Genomic DNA, 19797 nt, shown 5'->3' with positions numbered 1-19797 from the left:
CCGCTACGAACGCTCAGCCGACCACTTCCTGGCCTTCACCAGCATTGCCTGCACCCTCATCTGCTACCGCAGACTCACCAAATGAGACGACTTCTTAGTACTGCAACGGTCTTTGCCGTGGCTGCTGGCCCACTCGGTCGTTGGTGTGGTCATGGGTGGGGACCTTGGCGATGTCAGGTTGTGGCCGGGTGAACTGGGTGCTCTGCATGAGCGGTTCGTGCACCGGTTCAACCGGGAGGAGCCGCGTCAGTCGGCGCTGGCCTACATGCGGGGGCTGATCGCTCCGGTGCAGCGGAAGAACGGCTGGACGCTGGCGGAGGAGGCCGGTCATGCGGGTCCCGATCGCATCCACCGGCTGCTGAACCGGATCGAGTGGGACGCCGACGAGGTAATGGATGACATACGAGGCTACGTCGTGGAACACCTCGCAGACCGCGAGGCGGTCCTGGTCGTCGACGACACCGGTTTTCTGAAGAAGGGCATCCGATCGGCCGGCTTCCCCATCTCGATGAGCGGCGCCGTCGGATCTACCTGGCCAGTGAGGCCGCCGCGCTGGGGCATGGCGGGATCGTCTTGCTGGCGGCAGCCTCTGGCGCCAGTGCGAGCACGATCAGACGTGGGATCGCCGAGTTGTCTGGGCGGCCGTTGCCGACCGGGCGGATCAGGGCTCCAGGAGCCGGCCGTAAGCCGGTGACGGTCACCGACCCCGGGCTGCTGCCCGCGCTTGAAATGCTGATCGAGCCGACAACCCGGGGTGATCCGGTCTCGCCATTGCGCTGGACCACGCTCTCGTTGCGGTCCTGGCAGCGGCGCTGACCTCTCAGGGGCACCCCGTCAGCTCGGCGACCGTCGGACGCCTGGTGCACGCTGCGGGATACAGCCTGCAGGGCACCGCCAAACCACGGAAGGCTCCAGCCATCCGGACCGGGATGCCCAGTTCACGCACATCAACGCCACTGCCACCGCATTCCTCGCAGACTGCCAGCCGGTGATCAGCGTCGACACCAAGGCCACGGAGTGGCTGGGCAACCGCGACCGTCCCGGCCGCACGTGGCCTCCGGGCAAGAGCCCCATTCGAGTCGACTGCCACACGTTCATCACCAGCGACCAGCCCGTTGTTATCCCCTACGGGGTCTACGACATCGCCCGCAACACCGGATGGGTCAACGTCGGCACCGACCACGACACGGCTGAGTTCGCCGTGCAGTCCATCCGCCGCTGGTGGCAGCAGCGCGGACGGGATGACCACCCGGACGCCGGGGGCGAACAGGCTGCGCCCTGGAGGCCGTCGACGGCCGAAGTGCCGCTCGGACTCGGCCTCGAGGTACTCCCGGCCCGCCCGGAGGAACTGCGCCGTCAGGCGCTGTGGAACGTCGACAGGGCCGCGCGGGGCGTTCAGGTCCAGGCGGTGGACGAGCCGCGTGCACTCTGCGACGAGCCGGTGCGCTGCGGCCTGAACGTTCGGGCCGCCTTCAGGGATGACCATGTCCTTGCGCTGCTGGAGTGTCTGCAGGTGCTCGTATGCCGCCTTCCGCTGGCGCATCCGGGCCTCCGCCGACAGCACGGGCCACATGTCGAGGACCTGGGCGATTGCGTCGGCGGTTTCGGCGAACTCGGAGTAGATCTCTGCGCGCCGCTGGTGGGTCTGGAGCCAGGCCGTACCGCCGGGGGAGACCGTCCGCGTCTGGGTCGTCGTTCGCGGGCGAATCACGTAGCGGGCCACGACCGCACCCACGGCGGTTGCACCGAAGCCGGCGAGGAGGGCCATGGTGGGGTCCATGCCCAACATCTTGCCGCCCCAGGTGCGGTGACGCGGGCTGGGTTCGGGAACCGGTCACCTCACCCCGCCCGGGTCTGCCCGGCCACGGGGCGCCGGTATGGCGGCCGCGGGGCGCGGCGCGGGCGAGCGGGCACGGTGGCGAGGGCGGTCGGTTTGTGTCCGGTGAAACCGCAGGTCAGAACAGGAGACCTTGATCATTCTGCGGGGTGTCGGCCCTTGGGTGCTCCCGGCGCCCCAGGCTTCGCCAACTCTAGGCCCCGCGGTGCTCGGCCCCGAGGGAGGGCGTCGCGCCCTGATCAACGAGCCGGCGCACGCCGAGGTCACCGCCGCGTGGACGCCCGCCGCGCGCCCGCGCGGGCGCCGGATTGGCATCCCGCCCCACGGGGTAGAACGGACGCCGGACGCCCTCCGATGACGGAGAGCACCACCCCGTAGACAGACCGGGAAGCACCCGGCGATTTCGAAGGACGACGCATGGCCAGCGGCACCGTGAAGTGGTTCAACGCCGAGAAGGGCTTCGGCTTCATCCAGCAGGACGGCGGCGGACCGGACGTCTTCGCGCACTACTCCAACATCGCCGGCAACGGTTTCCGTGAACTCCTCGAAGGCGAGCAGGTCACCTTCGACGTGACCCAGGGCCAGAAGGGCCCCCAGGCCGAGAACATTGTCCGCCGCGGCTGACACCAGAAAATGCGCGCTGCCCCCAGAGAACCACTGTGTAGAGTGGCTTCACCGACGCGGGGTGGAGCAGCTCGGTAGCTCGCTGGGCTCATAACCCAGAGGTCGCAGGTTCAAATCCTGTCCCCGCTACTGACCGAAGGGCCTGGATCCGTCCGGGCCCTTCGTCGTATCCGGACTCCGGATTTCCCGGGGGTCAACATCTCCTCGCGTGCCGGGGCAGCTGACCGGACCCATCCACACCATCGGCGGAGGTCACAGGAGCCCTGGCCATACCGGGCCCGGGCCGCATCTTGGTGCGCGGTGAACTCGTCTCCGGCATCGATCGCGAGCGCGGTGAGGGCGATCACCGCGAGGGCGACGAGCGCCGCGAGTGGCACGAGGTCCTGGGCGGGTCTGACTTGCGTGACTTTCCGGGCCGGACGGTCGCCGACCTCACCCCTTCTTGGCCGATAGCTGCCATCTGCGTGTGAACAAACCCGAAGTGAGATGCACGTCACAGACGCGTCTCTCGGAGCCGCTGCTTCAAGGCTGTCCGGCTGCTTGCGCGCGCCGTGCGGCGTTGTGACTCGCAGCGATAGTTGGCCAGTCGCAGAGCTACTTGGCCACAAAGGCGCCCTGGGTGGCTTGTCACGGGCCTCGAAGCCCGGGGTCCGTCCTGGCAGGCGAGGTCTGGATCGTAGATTGTGCCCATGATCGAGGAGACGTCGCCCGAGCGGTTAGAGGGGCCCATAAGACGGAGGCACGCTGCCCCGAAGAAGGCGAAAGGCGGAGGCCTGCTGCGTTCGTCTGCGCTGATGGCGGCGGGCACCGTGGTCTCTCGTGCCACCGGACTGATACGGCAGGTGCTGCAGGCCGCCGCGCTGGGCACCGGGCTACTGGCCACCACCTACAACCAGGCCAACACGGTGCCGACCAGTTTGTACTTCCTGCTTATCGGCGGTGCCCTGAACTCGGTCCTCGTTCCGCAGTTGGTCCGGGCCCGTGCAGAGGACCCCGACGGCGGCGCCGCCTTTGAACAACGCCTGGTCACCCTGGTGTTGTGCATCCTCGGCGCGGGGACCGCGCTGGCCGTGTGGGCTGCTCCGGAGATCATCAGCATCTACCAGAGCGACACTCCCGCCACGCACGACGCGTTCGAGCTGACCGTGGTCTTCGCCCGGTTCTTGCTCCCGCAGATCTTCTTCTATGGCGTGTTCAGCATCTTCGGACAGGTCCTCAATGCTCGGAACCGGTTCGGCGCGATGATGTGGACCCCGGTCCTCAATAATCTCGTCCTGATCGCCATGTTCGGCATCTACCTCGGCCTGATGACGGCCCCCGAACGGGTCTCGGACATCACTGATGCCCAGGTCAGGCTTCTCGGGATCGGGACCACACTCGCTCTGGCCCTCCAGGCACTCGCCTTGATTCCTTACGCACACGCGGCCGGTTTCCGGTTCCGACCGCGCTTCGACTGGCGAGGAACCGGCCTGCGCAAGAGCGTGAATGCAGCCCGTTGGACCCTGCTGTTCGTGCTGGCCAACCTCGTGGCGAGCACGGTCGTCACCCGCCTGGCCTCCGCCGCCGACGCGGCTCTGCCCCATGACGGTGTCGGCTACACCGCCTACAGCTACGCTCAGCAGATCTGGATGCTGCCCCAGTCGATCGTCACCGTCTCCCTCGTGACGGCCCTGCTCCCGCGCATGAGCCGGGCAGTGGCCGAGCACCGTCTCGACGACCTGCGCGCCGACCTGTCACGCGGGCTGCGGGTCAGTGGCGTTATCATCGTCCCGGCCGCGTTCTTCTTCGTCGCCTTCGGTCCGCAGATCGCGCAGCTGCTGTTCGCCCACGGAGCCGCCGACGAGGCCGCCACTGTCCCTCTGGGCCACATGCTGCAAGCCTTCGGCCTGGGACTGATCCCCTTCTCCGCCCAGTACCTCCTGCTGCGCGGCTTCTATGCCTTCGAGGACACCCGCACGCCGTTCCGGATGGCGCTGTGGATCAGCAGCATCAACATCGCTCTGGCCACGGCCTGCCACCTGCTGTTGTCCCCGCGCTGGGCGGTCACGGGGATGGCCGCCGCCTACGCTCTGTCCTACGCGATCGGCCTGCTGCTGACTGCCTTGCGCCTGCGGCGACGCACGGAGGGACTGCTCGACGGCCGGCGGATCTGTCGCACCTACGCAAAGCTGACCGCAGCCGCCGCCGCTGCCGGGGGCGCCGGGTGGTTCATCGCCCGCTCCTGCAGCCAGAGCCTGGCATCGGCCTCTTGGACGCCGGCGCTTTCGCTGACTGCGGGCGGTATGGCGATGGTCCTCATGTTCCTGCTCTTTGCGCGGGTCTTGCGGATCGGGGAGCTGCGCAGCCTGCCAGGACTGGGGTGAACCTGGCACGGACAGACGTGGGAATGAGTCGATAACGGTCGTATTCGGTCGCACCTGGACGTCTAAACCGCATGAGGTTGATCGGCTAGTTGCGGGTTGTGAGCATGTCGTCCAAGTGCCCGCTGGGCTTCTTCTCATGATGCTGTGCTGGTGGGGTGGCTACGCGGGCCGTGGTGCAGTCGGACAGGTGCGGGCTGGATCAGCTGATTGCCCCGTACTCCATCGCTGACGTGGTACGCGAGCGGCTGGTGATGGGCGAGGGCTGGCCACGCCGGTGGTCGTCGACATGGCGGTTCGCCGGCGGCGACGTGGTCTGGCCGGTGCGTGAGCTGGCGTCGGTTCCGGTGCTGGGATCCGAGCCGGTTCGGCGCTTCACCTGGCGGGCTCGCCAGCGTCACCGTCCGGGGCTGCAGTTCATGGTCTCCACGGGACGTCTTCACGGATTCGAGTCGCTGGAGGAACAGCGGCTGCTGCTCGTGCTGGACTTTCTGCAGGTGGCGCAGGTTCTGTCGCAGCCGTTCCGGCTGGATTTCGAGCACACCGGGGGACGTGCTGCGCATACGCCTGACTTCCTGGCGATCTGGCCGGACGGCGGCCGGCGACTGTTCGACGTCCGTCCGCGTCGCCTGGTCAGGGAGGACGACGCGGTGAAGTTCGCGGCTGCCCAAGAGGCGGCTGCCGTCTGCGGCTGGCGCTACACGGTGGTGACCGGGTGGCGGCCCCATGCGGTCGAGGTGCTGGACGCCCTGTCGGCACAGCGCAGACCGCTGGAGGACCAGCTGGCAGTGCAGGACCAGTTGCTCCAGACCGTCGAGAACAAGCCCTTGCCGTTTGGCGAGTTGGCCGCGGCTACCTCATGGCCGGTGGTGGCCCGCGCCCACGCCCTGCACCTGCTCTGGCATCGGCGCCTCGCCGTCGATCTTGGTGAGCCGTTGAGCGACACATCGCTGGTCTGGCCTGGCAGCGAGGGCCGGAAGCGATGACTATGCGGGCCCGGCTGCTGGACCTGGCACCGGGGATGGAAGTACGGCTCAACGGCGTTGACTGGATGATCGAAGCTGTTCAGCCGCACCTCGGACGGATCGCGCTGCGTGACGCCGAGGGCGCACTCGAACACCGGCCCATCCGGTGGCTCATGCACCACCCGGACTGCCGGCCGGTGCAGTCGAATCCTGCCTCGCGAAGCCAACTGCAGCAGCCGGTGACGAAGCCGGACCTGACCGAGGCCCAGTTGCAGCAGGCCCGGCTGCGGGCCGCGCACCTGCTGGAGGCGGAGACCGGCTACCGAAACGGCTCGCCCTCCCGGGCCCTGCCCGGTGAACCGCGGTCGGCCTACGACCCCGAACGGACCACGCTGACCCAGCGGCGCCGGGCGAAGGCAGCGGAGCTGAAGGCTCTCCGCCCAGACGAGGCCGCCACGCTAGGACTGGACCGCATGAGCGAGCGCACCCTGCGCCGGATGGCCGCCGGCAGCGTCGAGGACATCGTGGCGGGCTGCGCGGACGGCCGCTGGACCAGGAAGGGCGGCGGACACCCGAGCATCACCGAGGAGATCCGGGAAGCGATCTTCGCGGTGAGAAGGGAGTGCCTGCAGCGTTCCCGGGTCAGCATGCAGACCAGGCATCGCCTGCTCCATCAGTACGTCCGCGAGACCTTCCCCAACTTCCCACCCGAGAAGGTGCCCTGCTACAACACGCTGCGGACGGTCTGGAAGGAGTGGTTCGGACCGGGCGGGAGCCGGCAGCGGTATGCCCGCTCCGCGGACGCCGCCCAGGACGTTTCCCAGCGGTTGGTGGTGCACCGCCCGGGCCAGGTGGTCGCCCTGGACACCACACCGCTGCCGGTGAAGGTGCGCGAATCCGTCTTCGGCGATCCGGTGTCCGTGATGCTCACGCTGGCCCTGGACCTGTTCACGCACTCCATCGTGGCCTTCCGGCTGACGCTGGTGTCGGATACGTCGGTGGACATCGCGATGCTGCTGCGGGACGTGATGCTGCCGCTGCCGATGCGCGAGGGCTGGGACGAGGACATGGAATGGCCCTACCCCGGCGTCCCGGCCGCGCTGGTCGCCCGGTTCGCCGGTCACCGGGTTGCGGCCCTGCCATTCTTCGCCCCGGAGACGGTGACCACCGATCACGGCAGCCCCTACAAAAACCACCACGTTGTGGAAGCGGAACGGACGCTGGGCTGCAACATCCTTCCCGCCCGCACCCTGCGGCCCACGGACAAGTTCGCCGTTGAGCGGGCCTTCTCCGCGATCAACAGTCTTCTGCTGGAGCACCTGCTGGGCTTCACCGGTGCCGATGTCGCCGACCGCGGTGCCGACCCGGAAGCCGACGCGGTGTTGTCGATGTCCCGGATGGAGCACCTGATCGCGACCTGGGCGGTGAAGATCTGGCAGAACCGGATCCTGGGCGAGTACGCCCCGGCCTGGGGCCCGGGCGAGGACCACAGTCCCAACTCGTTGTTCGCCGCGGCGATGCAGCAGGGCGGATTCGCCCTGCAGATCCCCAGGCCGGAGCTCTACTACCGCCTCCTGAAAGCCCACTACGTCAAGATCCACGCCCGGCGCGGGGTGAAGATCGGCGGACTTTGGTATCACGCCGCCGTCCTGGACGAACCGCGTTTCCACCTGCCCTCCGCCCGGGGCGGCCGGCACAAGGGCAAGTGGCTCATCCGCTCCGATCGCCGTGACCGCCGCACCGTGTTCTTCCAGGACGACATCGACCCCGACCGCTGGCACGTTCTGCGATGGACCGGACTGCCTCCCGAAGGGGAGATCCCGGCGTTCTCCGACCAGGCCGCCGAAACCCTCCTCGCCGAAGCACGCAGACGGGGCCTTGCCCCATGCTCCGATGCCGAACTCCTCCCAGTTCTGCTGGAGTTGCTCGGCTCCGCCATCCCCGTCGAACAGTGGCCGACCCAGATGACCAAGCGTGAACGCAGCAGACGGTCCAGGCAGCACGCGCAGACGGAGGCGGCCGCAGCCGACCGGGCGCCGGCCACGGCCTCCGACCGGGGCGGCGACGCGGAGGTGCTGGCCTGGCCCGAACAGGCTCGCACCATCCAGGACAGCGTCGATACAGACAGGCGCCGCAGACGCGAAGCGGCCACCGCAGGCCGGCGGCCCACTCCTCCGCCGCGACTCGGCGAGATGCTGCGGCGCCGGACACTGTTCCTACTGCCACCGGACGAGGACGAAACCGAAGCCGTTGCCCGATCCGAGGAGTGCAGGTGAGCCACGCCATCCCGGAAAGTGATCTTGCCGAGGCGCTGCTGCGGCAGGCCCCGCGTCGTGACACCTACACGGGCTGGCAGAAGTGGCGCACCTCCCGCCGCTCGTTTCTTCCCGCGCCGAAGCTGTCCCTCGCCGAGTGGAGGGCGCTCAGCCCGCACGAACGGTCGCTTTATGATCTGCACCGCACCGCGACCCACGTCCACCTGCCGCTGCAGGAGACGCCCATGTCGTTGAAGGTGTCGCGCCTGGTCAACCGTCGCCTGCGCAACAACGCGCTCAAGACGCGGCCGTCCACGCGGGCGGGGGTGATGGTGACGGGCTGGGGTTACCAGGGCAAGACGGAGACGGTCTGCGAGGTCGCCGCCGCCTTCGAGGACGCCTGGCTGGCCCTGCATGATCACCTCAATCCGAACACCGTGGACGGCGTCCGGGACCTGCACGCTCCCGTCGCCTATGTCCAAACGCCCGTCACCGCGAAGCCGAAGGGCGCCTGCCAGGCGATCCTCAACTTCTTCGGCGCCGAGAACCGGCGGCTGACCCTGCCGCAGCTGATCCGGCAGGTCGCCGACTCGCTGGACGACCACGGCACCCAGGCGCTGATCCTGGACGACATCACCCGCCTGCGCATGCACCGGGCCGACGACCAGGACACCCTGGACCTGATCCGCGCCTTGATGAGCATGAACGTCACGCTGGTCCTGGTCGGCGTCGACATCCTCGGCTCGGGACTCCTGCGGCAGGGACACTGGGACGCCAGCACCCGTCAGTGGGTGATGCCGCCCTCCTCGCACACGCGCGTCAATGGCCTGGAGGCCACACAGACCGAGCGCCGCTTCGACCTGGTCGAACTCGACCGGTTCCGCTACACCACCCCCGGCCAGATCACCGCCTTCCACGACCACCTGGCCGGTCTGGAGGACAGCCTGCGGCTGCTGAAGGCCGAGCCAGGCATGCTCACCTCCGGGACGATGCCCGAGTACCTCATGCGCCGCACGGACGGCGTCGTGGGCCTCCTGGAACGGCTCGTCGAGGACGGCTGCCAAGAGGCGATGGACAGCGGCAAGGAGACCCTCGACGAGGATCTGCTCGACGAGATCATCCTCAGCCTCGACGACCCCGACCGCGACGCGCAGGCTGGAGAGATTCCCTCCATCCCCGGCTCCTCACCCCCGCCTCGGCAGCACAAGGCCACCCGGAACACCGTCCTGGACGACCGCGGCCCCGCAGCGGGGTGATCACGGATGGCACGGCTGCCCGAACCATTGCCCCGGACCCTGGCGCCGCTGCCCGGCGAAGGGCTACCAGGGCTCCTCCTGAGACTGGCCCACCGCTTGGACCTGTCGCCGAACATGGTGCTTGCACGGGGCGGCATCCTGACCACCAGACGGCCCTACACCTCGGGCCAGTACCTTCTCGACCTCGGCGAACACCGCACCACGTTTGCCCACGCCATGCGCCTCACCCCTGTCGAAGCCAGCCGTCTCACCTTCGCGCCGGACGCCGACCTATACCCGCCGATCACCGCATCCGTCCACGCGCGCACGAGACGCAACTACCTTTACGACGCCTGGGTGTTCACCAGGTTCACGCGCTACTGCCCGCACTGCCTCGCCGGAGACGGCTCAGTGATCCAGCAGCGACACGGCGGCCCCTGGAAGATCCGATGGCGCCTCCCAGTTAGCTTCCTCTGTCTGGAGCACGAGAGGTTCCTGCAGGACACCTGTCCGGGCTGCGAACGACCAGCCCACTCTTCCGACCACGCCGGCAGCAGATTCCTGCCCATGCCCGCTCACAGCGGCCTGCACCCAGCTCAATGCCGCAACCCAACGACAGGGCTCACTTCGGATCGACTGCTCTGCGGCACCCGCCTCGACGACATATCCGCGCACACTCCCCAACCCGCGGTCACACCCCCGTTCACCCGTCTGCAGAATCGGTTCGACGACCTGCTCTCCCCTCGCGCTGATCCCACCCAGGCCAGCCGCTACTTCACAGATCTGCGCGTCATGGCCGCCGTCCTCCAGGCCACCTGGCCCCTCGGCAAGGACTTCGCCCCCGCCGAACTGTCGGACGCACTCGACCTGCATGTCGATCAACTAAGGCGGCGGCAAGGAGCGAGAGGGGACCACGTCGGACGGGTCAGATGGGATGCACCACCCTGCTCGGCCACCGCCAGCGCCACCCTGCTGGCGGGAGCCGACACCCTCCTCACCATGAACACAACCGCACGTCAGAACGCCCTCCGCACCATGCTGCCCTCGGCTCCGGCAAAAGGATCAAAGCAATGGGGACGGACCTGGACGCACCTCAGGCAGCACGCCTCACCCCACCTCCGCGACGAAGTCGAGACCGCAGTGGCCAACTATCTCTGAGAAAAATGGCCAACCACCGTTGAGCACCCGCCGCTCACCAGCGGGCTTCCCGACGCCTCTGGCCACCTATCGCTGAAGGTCACAGGCGTCGGACAGCACCGGATCACTCTTTCGCACACTTGTGCGATTTGGAGTTATGGTGGATACCTGGAGAGGACGCAGGTCAGGGAGGGCAGCGAACGACAGGAGGTGCAAGCCGTGGATTTACTCATCTGCGCGTCGCCTCCGGCTACAGCGCTCGCTACGGCGCCTCACTCCCCGGTGATCTCGTGCAGCGCGCTGCCGAGCGCGGGATGACGACGCTCGCGTTGACCGACCGGGACACCGTCGCGGGCACGGTCCGCTTCGCCACCGCAGCCCAGGCCGCCGGTATCCGCCCCGTCTTCGGTGTCGACGTCGCCGTCGCCCCCCTCGCCCCACCGGGCCCGGCCTCCGCCCGGTCGCGTACGCCCGTGCGTGGCGGCGCGCACGTCATCGAGGCGCCGCTGCGCATCACCCTGCTCGCGCAGAACGCGGCCGGGTGGGCGCGGCTGTGCCGCCTGGTGTCCGCCGCGCACGCCGAAGCCGACGGCGCGGCGCCGGTCGTGTCCTGGCCCACCCTGCGCGCGTACGCCGACCAGGACCTGGTGGTGCTGCTCGGCCCCGCCTCCGAACCGGTGCGGGCCCTGTCCGCCGGCCGCCCCGACGTCGCCGGGCAGCTGCTCGCGCCGTGGCGGGAGCTGGCTGGAGAGCGGCTGCGGATGGAAGCCGTGTACCTGGGACGGCAGGGTACTGGCGCGGGCTCGCTGCGGTTGGCCGCGCGCACCGTGGGCCTGGCCGACCAGTTCGGCGCCCGAACGGTGCTGGCGAACGCAGTGCGCTACGCCGACCCCGACCAGCACCGGCTGGCCGACGTTCTCGACGCGGCACGGCTGCTTCGGCCCGTCGACCGTCGGCACCTGGACGGCGGTGAACGCTGGCTGAAGGACCCGCGCGCCATGGCGGCGGCCGCCGACCGCATCGCCCAGGCCGTCGGCGACGACCCCGCCCGGGCAGTCCGCCTGCTGGCCGAGACCGAGGCCACCGGCCAGTCCTGCACCCTCACGCCGGCCGATCTCGGTCTCGGGCGGCCCCACTTCCCTGAACCTGCCGTCGTCGGCGCCGACCCCGAGCGCGGTTCGGCCATGCGGCTGCTGCGGCAGCGGTGTGAGACCGGGATGGTCGCCCGTGGCCTGGACACGGACGAGAGTGCCGTACGACAGCTCCTCTACGAGCTGGAGGTCATCGGCCGGCTGGGTTTCGAGGGCTACTTCCTGGCCGTGGCCCAGGTGGTCGCGGACACTCGGGCGCTTGGGATCCGGGTCGCCGCTCGCGGCTCCGGCGCCGGCTCCATGGTCAACCACGCGCTGTTCGTCGCGACGGCCAACCCTCTCGAGCATCGGCTGCTGTTCGAGCGGTTCCTCAGCGAGCGGCGTACGTCACTGCCGGACATCGACCTCGATGTGGAGTCCGAGCGGCGCCTGGAGGTGTACGACGCAATCATCGAGCGATTCGGTCGGGAGCGGACCGCGGTCACCGGCATGCCCGAGACCTACCGGGCCCGGCACGCCCTGAGGGACACCGGCCTCGCCCTCGGGATTCCGCCGCAGGTCATCGGCGAGATCGCCAAGAGCTTTCCGCACGTCCGGGCCCGGGACATCCGCGGCGCCCTGGCCGAACTGCCGGAGCTGCGGCAACTCGCCTCCCAGGCCGAAAAGTTCGGGCCACTGTGGGAGCTCGCCGAAGGCCTGGACGCGCTGCCCCGCGGCTACGCCATGCACCCGTGCGGGGTGATCCTTTCGAACGCGGCGCTGCTGGACCGGCTTCCGGTGCAGCCGACCCCGGCCGGATACCCGATGGTGCAGGCTGACAAGGAGGACGTCGAAGATCTTGGTCTCCTGAAGCTCGACGTCCTGGGCGTGCGCATGCAGTCCGCGATGGCGTACGCGGTCGCCGAGATCCACCGCACGACCGGACGCGCGCTCGATCTCGACAACCCCGACCACGTCAGCCTGAATGACCAGCAGGCCTTCGACATGATCAGGGCCTCGGACACCGTCGGCCTCTTCCAGCTCGAAAGCCCTGGCCAGCAGGATCTAGTGGGCCGCCTGCAACCGAGGCACATGCAGGACGTCGTTGCCGACATCAGCCTCTTCCGCCCCGGACCTGTGTCTGGGGGCATGCCCGCCTTGTTCATCGCCGCCCGGCACGGCGCCGCCCCCACGTACCCGCACCCCGACCTGGAGCCGGTGCTCAACGACACCTACGGCGTGGTCATCTGGCACGAGCAGATCATCGCGATCCTGGCGACGATGACCGGCTGCGATCGTGCCGCCGGCGACGTCGCCCGCCGCGCCCTGGCCGACTCCGACCGGCTGCCGAAGGTCGAGCAGTGGTTCCGTCGCACGGCCGGCCAGCGCGGCTACGCCAAGGACGTGTTGGACGAGGTGTGGGAGACCGTCTCTTCCTTCGGCGCGTACGGCTTCTGCCGCGCCCACGCGGTGGCCTTCGCCGTCCCCGCTCTGCAGTCCGCGTACCTGAAAGCGCACTTCCCGGCCTATCTGTATGCGGGGCTGCTGGAGCACGATCCGGGCATGTGGCCGCGCAGGGTCATCGTCGCCGACGCCCGCCGCCACGGCGTTGCTGTGCTGCCCGTCGACGTCGACCACTCCCGCGGTCAGCACAGCGTGGAGACGACCGGGCAGGGCTGGGGGGTACGCCTGGCGTTCTCCATGGTCAAGGGCATCACCGAGGCGGAGACCGCCCGCCTTGTGGCCGGACAGCCCTACACCGGCCTGCAGGATCTGTGGCTACGCGCCCGACCGTCCCTGCCGCTCGCTCAGCGCCTCATCCGCATCGGCGCCCTCGACGCCCTCTCCCCCGGCCTGACCCGGCGAGACCTGCTGCTGCAGGCCACCGAACTGCACCGGCAGTCCCGCAACCGCACCACCACAGACGGGCAACTGCCGCTGGGCGGCGAACTGGCCACCGCGCACCCGAGCGGGCTGCCGGAAATGACCAGCCGCGACAAGCTCGGCGCCGAACTCGACACCCTCTCCATCGATGTGAGCCAGCATCTGATGGAGCACCACCACCGGCTACTGCGCGAGCTCGGCGCGACCGACGCCGCCCACCTGCGCGGCATGCTGCCCGGGCAGAAAGTCCTCGTCGCCGGGGTGCGCGCATCCACGCAGACGCCGCCCCTCCCGTCCGGCAAGCGGATCATCTTCTGCACACTGGAGGACGGCTCCGGCCTGGTCGACATCGCCTTCTTCGAGGACTCCCACGACCACGTCGCGCACACCGTGTTCCACTCCGGGCTACTGCTCGTACGCGGCACCGTCGAGGCGCGCGGCCCCCGCCGCACCGTCGTCGGCGGAATGGCCTGGGACCTGGACGAAGTGGCCGCCACCCGCCGCGACCACGGCCCCCAGGCCGCCCTCGACCTCCTCGGCCGCACCAGCCCGGCCCCCACACCGGCCCTGCCGGCCACCCCGCAGCGCACCCTCGCCGACGGCACCGCCGGAGCCCGTTTGCACCCGTATGCAGACTTGATGCCTGCCGGTACCCGCTCGGCGGACCTACGCCGGCTCGGCCACCGCAGCCAGGGAAGCGCCGGGTGATCACCGTGAGCCGTCACATCCTCCACGTCCGTTTCGTCCTCCCGGCTGAAGCGGATGCCGAACTCCCCCAGCGGCTGCGCCGCCTACTCGAAGACATCACGCCACGTGTGCAGATGATCGAGCTGGACGCGGCCCTCCTCGACCTCACGGGTGCACTCCGTTACTGAAAGCGCGACCTCCGGGCCTCGAGCCGTCCCGCCCACCGGCGGTTCCCTCTCGCTCGGTCCGCAGCATCGCGCTGCGTTCTTCGCGGCGTGCAGCGAGGGGGAGGCTCCGTCTGACTTCGAGCAGTGGCTCCCGCCGGGCTCACGGCACGTGGTGGCGCGGCGTGGGATCAGGCGGCGCTCTTCTTGCGGCGGCTCCCAGAGCGGGCAAGCGCGTCGAGGAGCTGCTCGCGGCTCATCTTGGAGCGGCCCGCGATGTTGTGCTGGGTGGCCCGCTCATACAGCTCAGCCTTGCTCAGCTGCCGCAGCTCGCTCTTGTCTGTCTTGCGCGGGGATGTGGCCGAGGCGCGTGCCGTCTTCGGCGGCACCTTCTTGGCGGAGGTCTTCTTCGCATCCTTGTCGGCGGGCTTGCGGCCGACTTTGCGTGTCGAGGGTCCAGTCTGCATCTGCCGCCCGGACTTCGTCTCGCGCCTGCTGCGGGCCTGGTCGAGGCTGCCCTGCAGTACCTCCATCAGGTCCACGACGTGGGTGGCCGTGGGCGGCTCGGCCGCCGCCGCGATCTCCTGCCCCTCGGCTTTGGCCCGCACCAGCTCCCGCACCTTCTCCTGGAAGGTGTCGTGATACTGACGCGGGTCCCACGGGGCGCTGAGGGAGTCGACCAGTTGGCGCGCCATGTCCAGCTCCTTACCCCTTCCGGCCTTGCCAGAGGGCAGGTCCGGCAGCTCCGTGGCCGGGTCGCGGACCTCGTCAGCCCAGTGAAGCGTCTGCAGCACAAGCACCTTGTCCTCCGCGCGCAGCGCAGTCAGGTACTGCTTGCCACGCATGACGAAGGTGGCGACGCCGATCTTGTTCGTCTGCGCGAGTGCCGCCCGCAGCAGCTCGTACACCTTGATGTATTCCTCGCCGCGGGGGGCGATGTAATAGGTGCGGTCGAAGTAGACAGGCTCGATCTCGTTCAGATCGACGAAGTCGGAGATCTCGATGGTCTGGGAACGGCCCGGGGCGATCTGGTCGAGCTCGTCGGGCTCCACGAGGATGTACTCGCCCTCGTCCACTTCGTAGACCTTGACGATGTCCTCGCCGCCGACTTCCTTGCCTGTGCGTTCGTTGACCCGCCGGTTGCGGATCCGGTCGGCGGTGCCGCGCTGCAGCTGGTGGAAGTGGATGGTGTGGTCCTGGGTCGCGGAATACAGGCCGACGGGCACGCTGACGAGCCCGAATGTGATCACGCCGGTCCAGATTGCGCGTGCCATGACCAGTACCCCTGTCGTTGAGCGGATCTCGGCAGCCGATGCCCCACGGGTGACTGCTGCTGCACTTTCATGAAACACCGCAGGTCAGTGCGCCGCACTTCGCCAGTCCCACACTCCGAGCGAGGGAGGGGCGACTGCGCCACGCGGGGCGCTGGGGTGAGGGCGGGCGGTGGCGGCACAGGGCCCCGTCGCCGCCCGATCCACACCGTCCTTGAACTCCACAACAGCCACTGTCACGACGACGCCTTCCTGCCCTGCCAGTGGCACGGCAGCACGTCGCTCAGTAGCAGACTGAGCGGAGCGGGGGCGGAGCGTCTGGCGCCGCCCGGTTCTGCCCGGTGACTTTCCCACCGCGCGCGAAGTCGCTGTGGTAGGGCCAGGCGGGGCAAGTGCAGGTGCGGTGAAGCGTGCGGCCGTGCGCGAAGTCATGTCCAGTGGCAAAACCGTTTCATCCTGAGCCTGGGAGCGGAGCGCGCCCCGGCGGACGCTTACCGTCGGCCCGGGAATCTTGGCGGTGCGCCTTGTGCCAACGGCTGAGGACCTACGCGAAGTCAGGCATGGGAAGAGCAGGACGGGCTACTGAGTGATGCGACACGACGGATCCGGGACCGGATGAGCGTGCCGCAGCTTTGCCGCTGCGGGATGTTGGTGTCTTACAGGCAAATTGAGTCCTTTGTTCAGAATGGGATCCCGCATGGCCGTAGAGACAGAACCGTCCACGCTCGTGCCAGTCGAGGGGCCCCGGCCGAAAGGCCGGGTGATCGTGGACTGGCTGACGACTACGGATCATAAGAAGATTGGGCACCTGTACCTGATCACGTCGTTCGTCTTCTTCCTCATCGCCGGCGCGATGGCACTGATGCTCAGGGCGGAGCTTGCCCGTCCGGGTATTCAGATCCTGTCGAACGAGCAGTACAACCAGACGTTCACGATGCACGGCACGATCATGCTGTTGCTGTTCGCGACGCCTACGTTTGCCGGGTTCGCGAACGCGGTCATGCCGCTGCAGATCGGCTCCCCAGACGTCGCCTTTCCGCGGCTGAACATGTTTTCGTACTGGCTGTTCTTGTTCGGCGGCCTGATCGTGCTCAGCAGCCTCCTCACGCCAGAGGGCGCCGCCGACTTCGGCTGGACCGCCTACACCCCGCTCAGCGGCGGCGAGCGCACCGCACAACTCGGCGGCGATTTGTGGATCATGGGGCTGGCGCTGTCCGGGTTCGGCACGATCCTCGGAGCGGTCAACTTCATGGCAACGATCATCTGCATGCGGGCACCCGGCATGACCATGTTCCGTATGCCGATCTTCACGTGGAACGTGCTGCTGACATCGGTGCTGGTCCTGCTCGCGTTCCCGGTCCTTGCCGCGGCGTTGCTCGTGCTGGAAGCGGACCGGAAATTCGGCGCACAGGTCTTCGACCCGGAAAACGGCGGAGCGATCCTGTGGCAGCACCTGTTCTGGTTCTTCGGCCACCCCGAGGTGTACATCATCGCGCTGCCGTTCTTCGGCATCGTCACGGAGATCCTCCCGGTGTTCAGCCGGAAGCCGGTTTTCGGCTACACCGGTCTGATCGCCGCCACCATCTCGATCACCGGGCTGTCCTTGACCGTGTGGGCCCACCACATGTTCGCCACCGGGGCGGTGCTGCTGCCGTTCTTCTCCTTCATGAGCTTTCTGATCGCGGTGCCGACGGGCGTCAAGTTCTTCAACTGGATCGGCACCATGTGGAAGGGCTCGCTCTCTTTCGAGACGCCGATGCTGTGGTCACTGGGCTTCCTCGTCACCTTCTTGTTCGGGGGCCTGTCCGGGGTGATTCTGGCCTCGCCGCCCATGGACTTCCACGTCACGGACACGTACTTCGTCGTGGCGCACTTCCACTACGTCGTGTTCGGCACCGTCGTCTTCGCGACCTTCGCCGGTTTCTACTTCTGGTGGCCGAAGATGACCGGCACGATGCTCGACGAACGTCTGGGGAAGATCCATTTCTGGACGCTGTTCGTCGGCTTCCACACGACGTTCCTGGTGCAGCACTGGCTGGGCGCCGAGGGCATGCCCCGCCGCTACGCCGACTACCTCGCCGCCGACGGGTTCACCGCGCTCAACATGGTCTCCTCGATCGGCGCGTTCCTGCTGGGCCTGTCGACGCTGCCGTTCCTCTACAACATCTGGAAGACAGCCAAGTACGGCACGAAAGTCGAGGTCGACGATCCGTGGGGCTACGGCCGCTCCCTGGAGTGGGCGACCTCCTGCCCGCCCCCGCGCCACAACTTCGACGCTCTGCCCCGCATCCGCTCCGAGTCTCCCGCCTTCGACCTGCACCATCCCGACATCGCCCAATTGGAGCAGCAGAGCTATACCGGCAAGCGCGACGTCGTCGAGCCCGGTCCCGGGCAGGGCTGATAGCAGTGAAACGAACCTCGGACGATCCCCTTCACCCCGAGACCGCGGCAGCACTTGTCGACCAAGTCGAGGGTTACTTGCAGGCCCGCTCGGAGGTGGAAGACGCCCACCGCGAGGCCGGGGAACTCTGCGCCCGTCTGCCCCGGCTGACCGCAACTCAGGCGAGGGACCTTACCCGCCATTACGTCGACCAGCGCCTGGGCGTCACTCGCATCATGCTCCGACGCTCGGCACACCGGGCCGAGCAGTTGCAACAGACGTACAAGGTGCGGTACGCCCAGCTGCGGCTGGCTCTGCTGAAGGGCCACGTCGCGGCGGCATACGCCGTGCTGGCAGGCACCAGCTGTCTCGTGCTCTTCCCCTTTTGTAGGTGAGACGTCACCAGCGCCGGGCGTACTGGTCTGGCGGACTCACGGGGAGGCGCTGAGAGCCCGCGGCGTACACGGAGCGGGTAGTGACCATGACGCCGGCTGCGGGCCAGGTACGAGCGTGCGACCCGAACCGCGTCCAGGCTTGTCAGAGGCCGAGGGCGTTGTCACTTCGGCTGGGCCAGCAGGGGGAAACGTGATCCCGATGGGCGGGAGCGGTAGTCGAAAATCGCCCATACCAGACAGACTGCGAGGAGCTGGGCGTGGCGACCCTCCGTTGCTCGGGAACTCGCGCCGGCGCCATTTTTATCTCTCCGAGAGGCCTCCCATGACGTTCAATCCGCTCGAGCAGCGGGGCATCCCGCTGGACCGCCAGCTGCGCAGCTGGCGGGAGCTGAACGTGCAGCCGATTGACCCCGATCGCTGCGACCCCTACACCCGGTGCCGGATCATCACGATGAACGGCATCGAGGTGGAGGCGATCCTCTTCAGCCACCAGCTCGCCCGCAACACGATTGATCCTGAGGTCAAGGCGCAGCTCGCGCGGACGCGTTACATCGAGGCCCAGCAACAGAAGGCCGTCAACTGGCTGCTGCCGGGTGTGTCGTCCGTCCTGGAGACGACGATCGCCTACGAGCAGGTCGCCGTCGACCTGACCGCATGGGTCGCGCGGATGGAGCCGGACCCGTACCTGAAGCAGGCCTACCAGTTCGGCGTGCTGGAGGACTTCGACCACCTGTACCGGTACGCGAACCTGTACGAGATGATCGAGCACCGCAAAGCAGAGTCGATCGTCGACAACCTCACCGAGGTCATCCCTGGCCGGCCCACGAAGTACCACCACCGCGACCCGGTGGACAACGTACGCGACCCTTACGACAAGAACACCGTCGACCCGCTGTCCCGACTGCACGCACTGACGATCATGTCGGCGGAACAGCAGACGATGAACTTCTACATGAACACCGGCCCCACCTACATGGAGCCCATCGCCCGTCAGCTCTACCAGGAGATCGGACTGATCGAGGAGGAGCACGTCACGCACTACGAGTCGCTCGTCGACCCGGGCGAGACGTGGTGGGAGCAACTGGTCAACCACGAGTACAACGAGTGCTACCTGTACTACTCCTTCATGGAGCAGGAGAGCGACCCGAAGGTCAAGGCGATCTGGGAGCTCCATCTGAACATGGAGCTCGAGCACCTGCACCGTGCTTGCGATCTGATGCGCCGCATCGACGGCCGCGACCCGCAGGAGATTTTGGCGCCGGAACTGCCCAACGTGCTCACTTTCGAGCCGAACAAGCAGTACGTACGCGAACTGCTCGACACCCAGATGGACCTCACCACGCTGGGGGCCGGCTACGTACGTGAGGCACACGAGCGATTCGAGCAGATGCAGGAGCAGATCCATGGCGGCGAAGAGCCGCCCAGTGAGCGGGTCATGGCCCAACACGACGACATGTTCGGCCGGGAGTACCGCGTGCAGACCGAGGGCGAGCACCCCGACCCCGCGATGCGCGAGAAGTGAGGCGACCGCAC

The 19797-nt window shown here is 68.1% G+C and carries 12 protein-coding genes, 1 tRNA gene and 2 pseudogenes; 14 read left to right on the top strand and 1 reads right to left on the bottom strand.

All coding sequences use genetic code 11. The annotated features are described in order from the left end of the window. Positions 1–151: 151 nt before the first annotated feature. The 11 genes and pseudogenes from ACIHCM_RS36250 to ACIHCM_RS36200 form a co-directional block, all read left to right on the top strand. A pseudogene (locus tag ACIHCM_RS36250) lies at positions 152–532 on the top strand (transposase); the annotation flags it as partial. Next, positions 487–1252: pseudogene (locus tag ACIHCM_RS36245) on the top strand (ISAzo13 family transposase); the annotation flags it as partial. The pseudogenes ACIHCM_RS36250 and ACIHCM_RS36245, both read left to right, overlap by 46 nt. Positions 1253–2254: 1002 nt before the next feature. Then, the gene (locus ACIHCM_RS36240) at positions 2255–2461 is read left to right on the top strand and encodes a cold-shock protein (protein WP_399905897.1); all 207 of its coding nucleotides are present in this window, start codon (positions 2255–2257) and stop codon (positions 2459–2461) included. A gap of 55 nt (positions 2462–2516) precedes the next feature. Beyond that, positions 2517–2590, top strand: a tRNA-Met gene (locus ACIHCM_RS36235). 560 nt (positions 2591–3150) lie between these two features. Further along, a complete protein-coding gene (murJ, locus tag ACIHCM_RS36230; RefSeq protein ID WP_399905893.1) occupies positions 3151–4824 on the top strand; it encodes a murein biosynthesis integral membrane protein MurJ in 1674 nt (557 codons plus the stop codon). 170 nt (positions 4825–4994) lie between these two features. Further along, a complete protein-coding gene (locus ACIHCM_RS36225) occupies positions 4995–5807 on the top strand; it encodes a TnsA-like heteromeric transposase endonuclease subunit (RefSeq protein ID WP_399905890.1) in 813 nt (270 codons plus the stop codon). A 2-nt stretch (positions 5808–5809) separates the two neighbouring features. Then, entirely contained in the window at positions 5810–8062 is a 2253-nt protein-coding gene (locus tag ACIHCM_RS36220; RefSeq protein WP_399905906.1) for a transposase, read from the top strand. Continuing rightward, entirely contained in the window at positions 8059–9297 is a 1239-nt protein-coding gene (locus ACIHCM_RS36215) for an AAA family ATPase (RefSeq protein ID WP_399905888.1), read from the top strand. Before ACIHCM_RS36220 ends, ACIHCM_RS36215 begins: the two co-directional genes overlap by 4 nt. A 6-nt stretch (positions 9298–9303) precedes the next feature. After that, entirely contained in the window at positions 9304–10434 is a 1131-nt protein-coding gene (locus tag ACIHCM_RS36210; protein ID WP_399905885.1) for a TniQ family protein, read from the top strand. 212 nt (positions 10435–10646) lie between these two features. After that, entirely contained in the window at positions 10647–14075 is a 3429-nt protein-coding gene (locus tag ACIHCM_RS36205) for a DNA polymerase III subunit alpha (protein ID WP_399905903.1), read from the top strand. A 5-nt stretch (positions 14076–14080) separates the two neighbouring features. After that, a complete protein-coding gene (locus tag ACIHCM_RS36200; RefSeq protein ID WP_399905882.1) occupies positions 14081–14242 on the top strand; it encodes a hypothetical protein in 162 nt (53 codons plus the stop codon). 167 nt (positions 14243–14409) lie between these two features. Here ACIHCM_RS36200 and ACIHCM_RS36195 read toward each other — a convergent pair whose 3' ends face one another. Further along, a complete protein-coding gene (locus ACIHCM_RS36195) occupies positions 14410–15492 on the bottom strand; it encodes a Ku protein (protein WP_399905879.1) in 1083 nt (360 codons plus the stop codon). Positions 15493–16186: 694 nt separating this feature from the next. Between ACIHCM_RS36195 and ctaD the strand changes: the two genes are divergently transcribed. The 3 genes from ctaD (at position 16187) to ACIHCM_RS36180 (ending at position 19786) form a co-directional block, all read left to right on the top strand. Further along, positions 16187–17890: a cytochrome c oxidase subunit I gene (gene ctaD / locus ACIHCM_RS36190; RefSeq protein WP_399905900.1), complete on the top strand. Its 1704-nt coding sequence runs from the start codon at positions 16187–16189 to the stop codon at positions 17888–17890. 215 nt (positions 17891–18105) lie between these two features. Beyond that, a complete protein-coding gene (locus ACIHCM_RS36185) occupies positions 18106–18264 on the top strand; it encodes a hypothetical protein (RefSeq protein WP_399905876.1) in 159 nt (52 codons plus the stop codon). A gap of 322 nt (positions 18265–18586) precedes the next feature. Further along, complete coding sequence (locus ACIHCM_RS36180) at positions 18587–19786, top strand: hypothetical protein (protein ID WP_399905873.1); 1200 nt, start codon at positions 18587–18589, stop codon at positions 19784–19786. The last annotated feature ends 11 nt before the right edge of the window (positions 19787–19797 follow it).

Origin of the sequence: Streptomyces sp. NPDC052023, assembly GCF_044548465.1 — a bacterium.
GTDB lineage: Bacteria > Actinomycetota > Actinomycetes > Streptomycetales > Streptomycetaceae > Streptomyces.
Note: the sequence above shows the minus strand (reverse complement) of the source record. Positions and strands in the feature narration are given on the sequence as shown.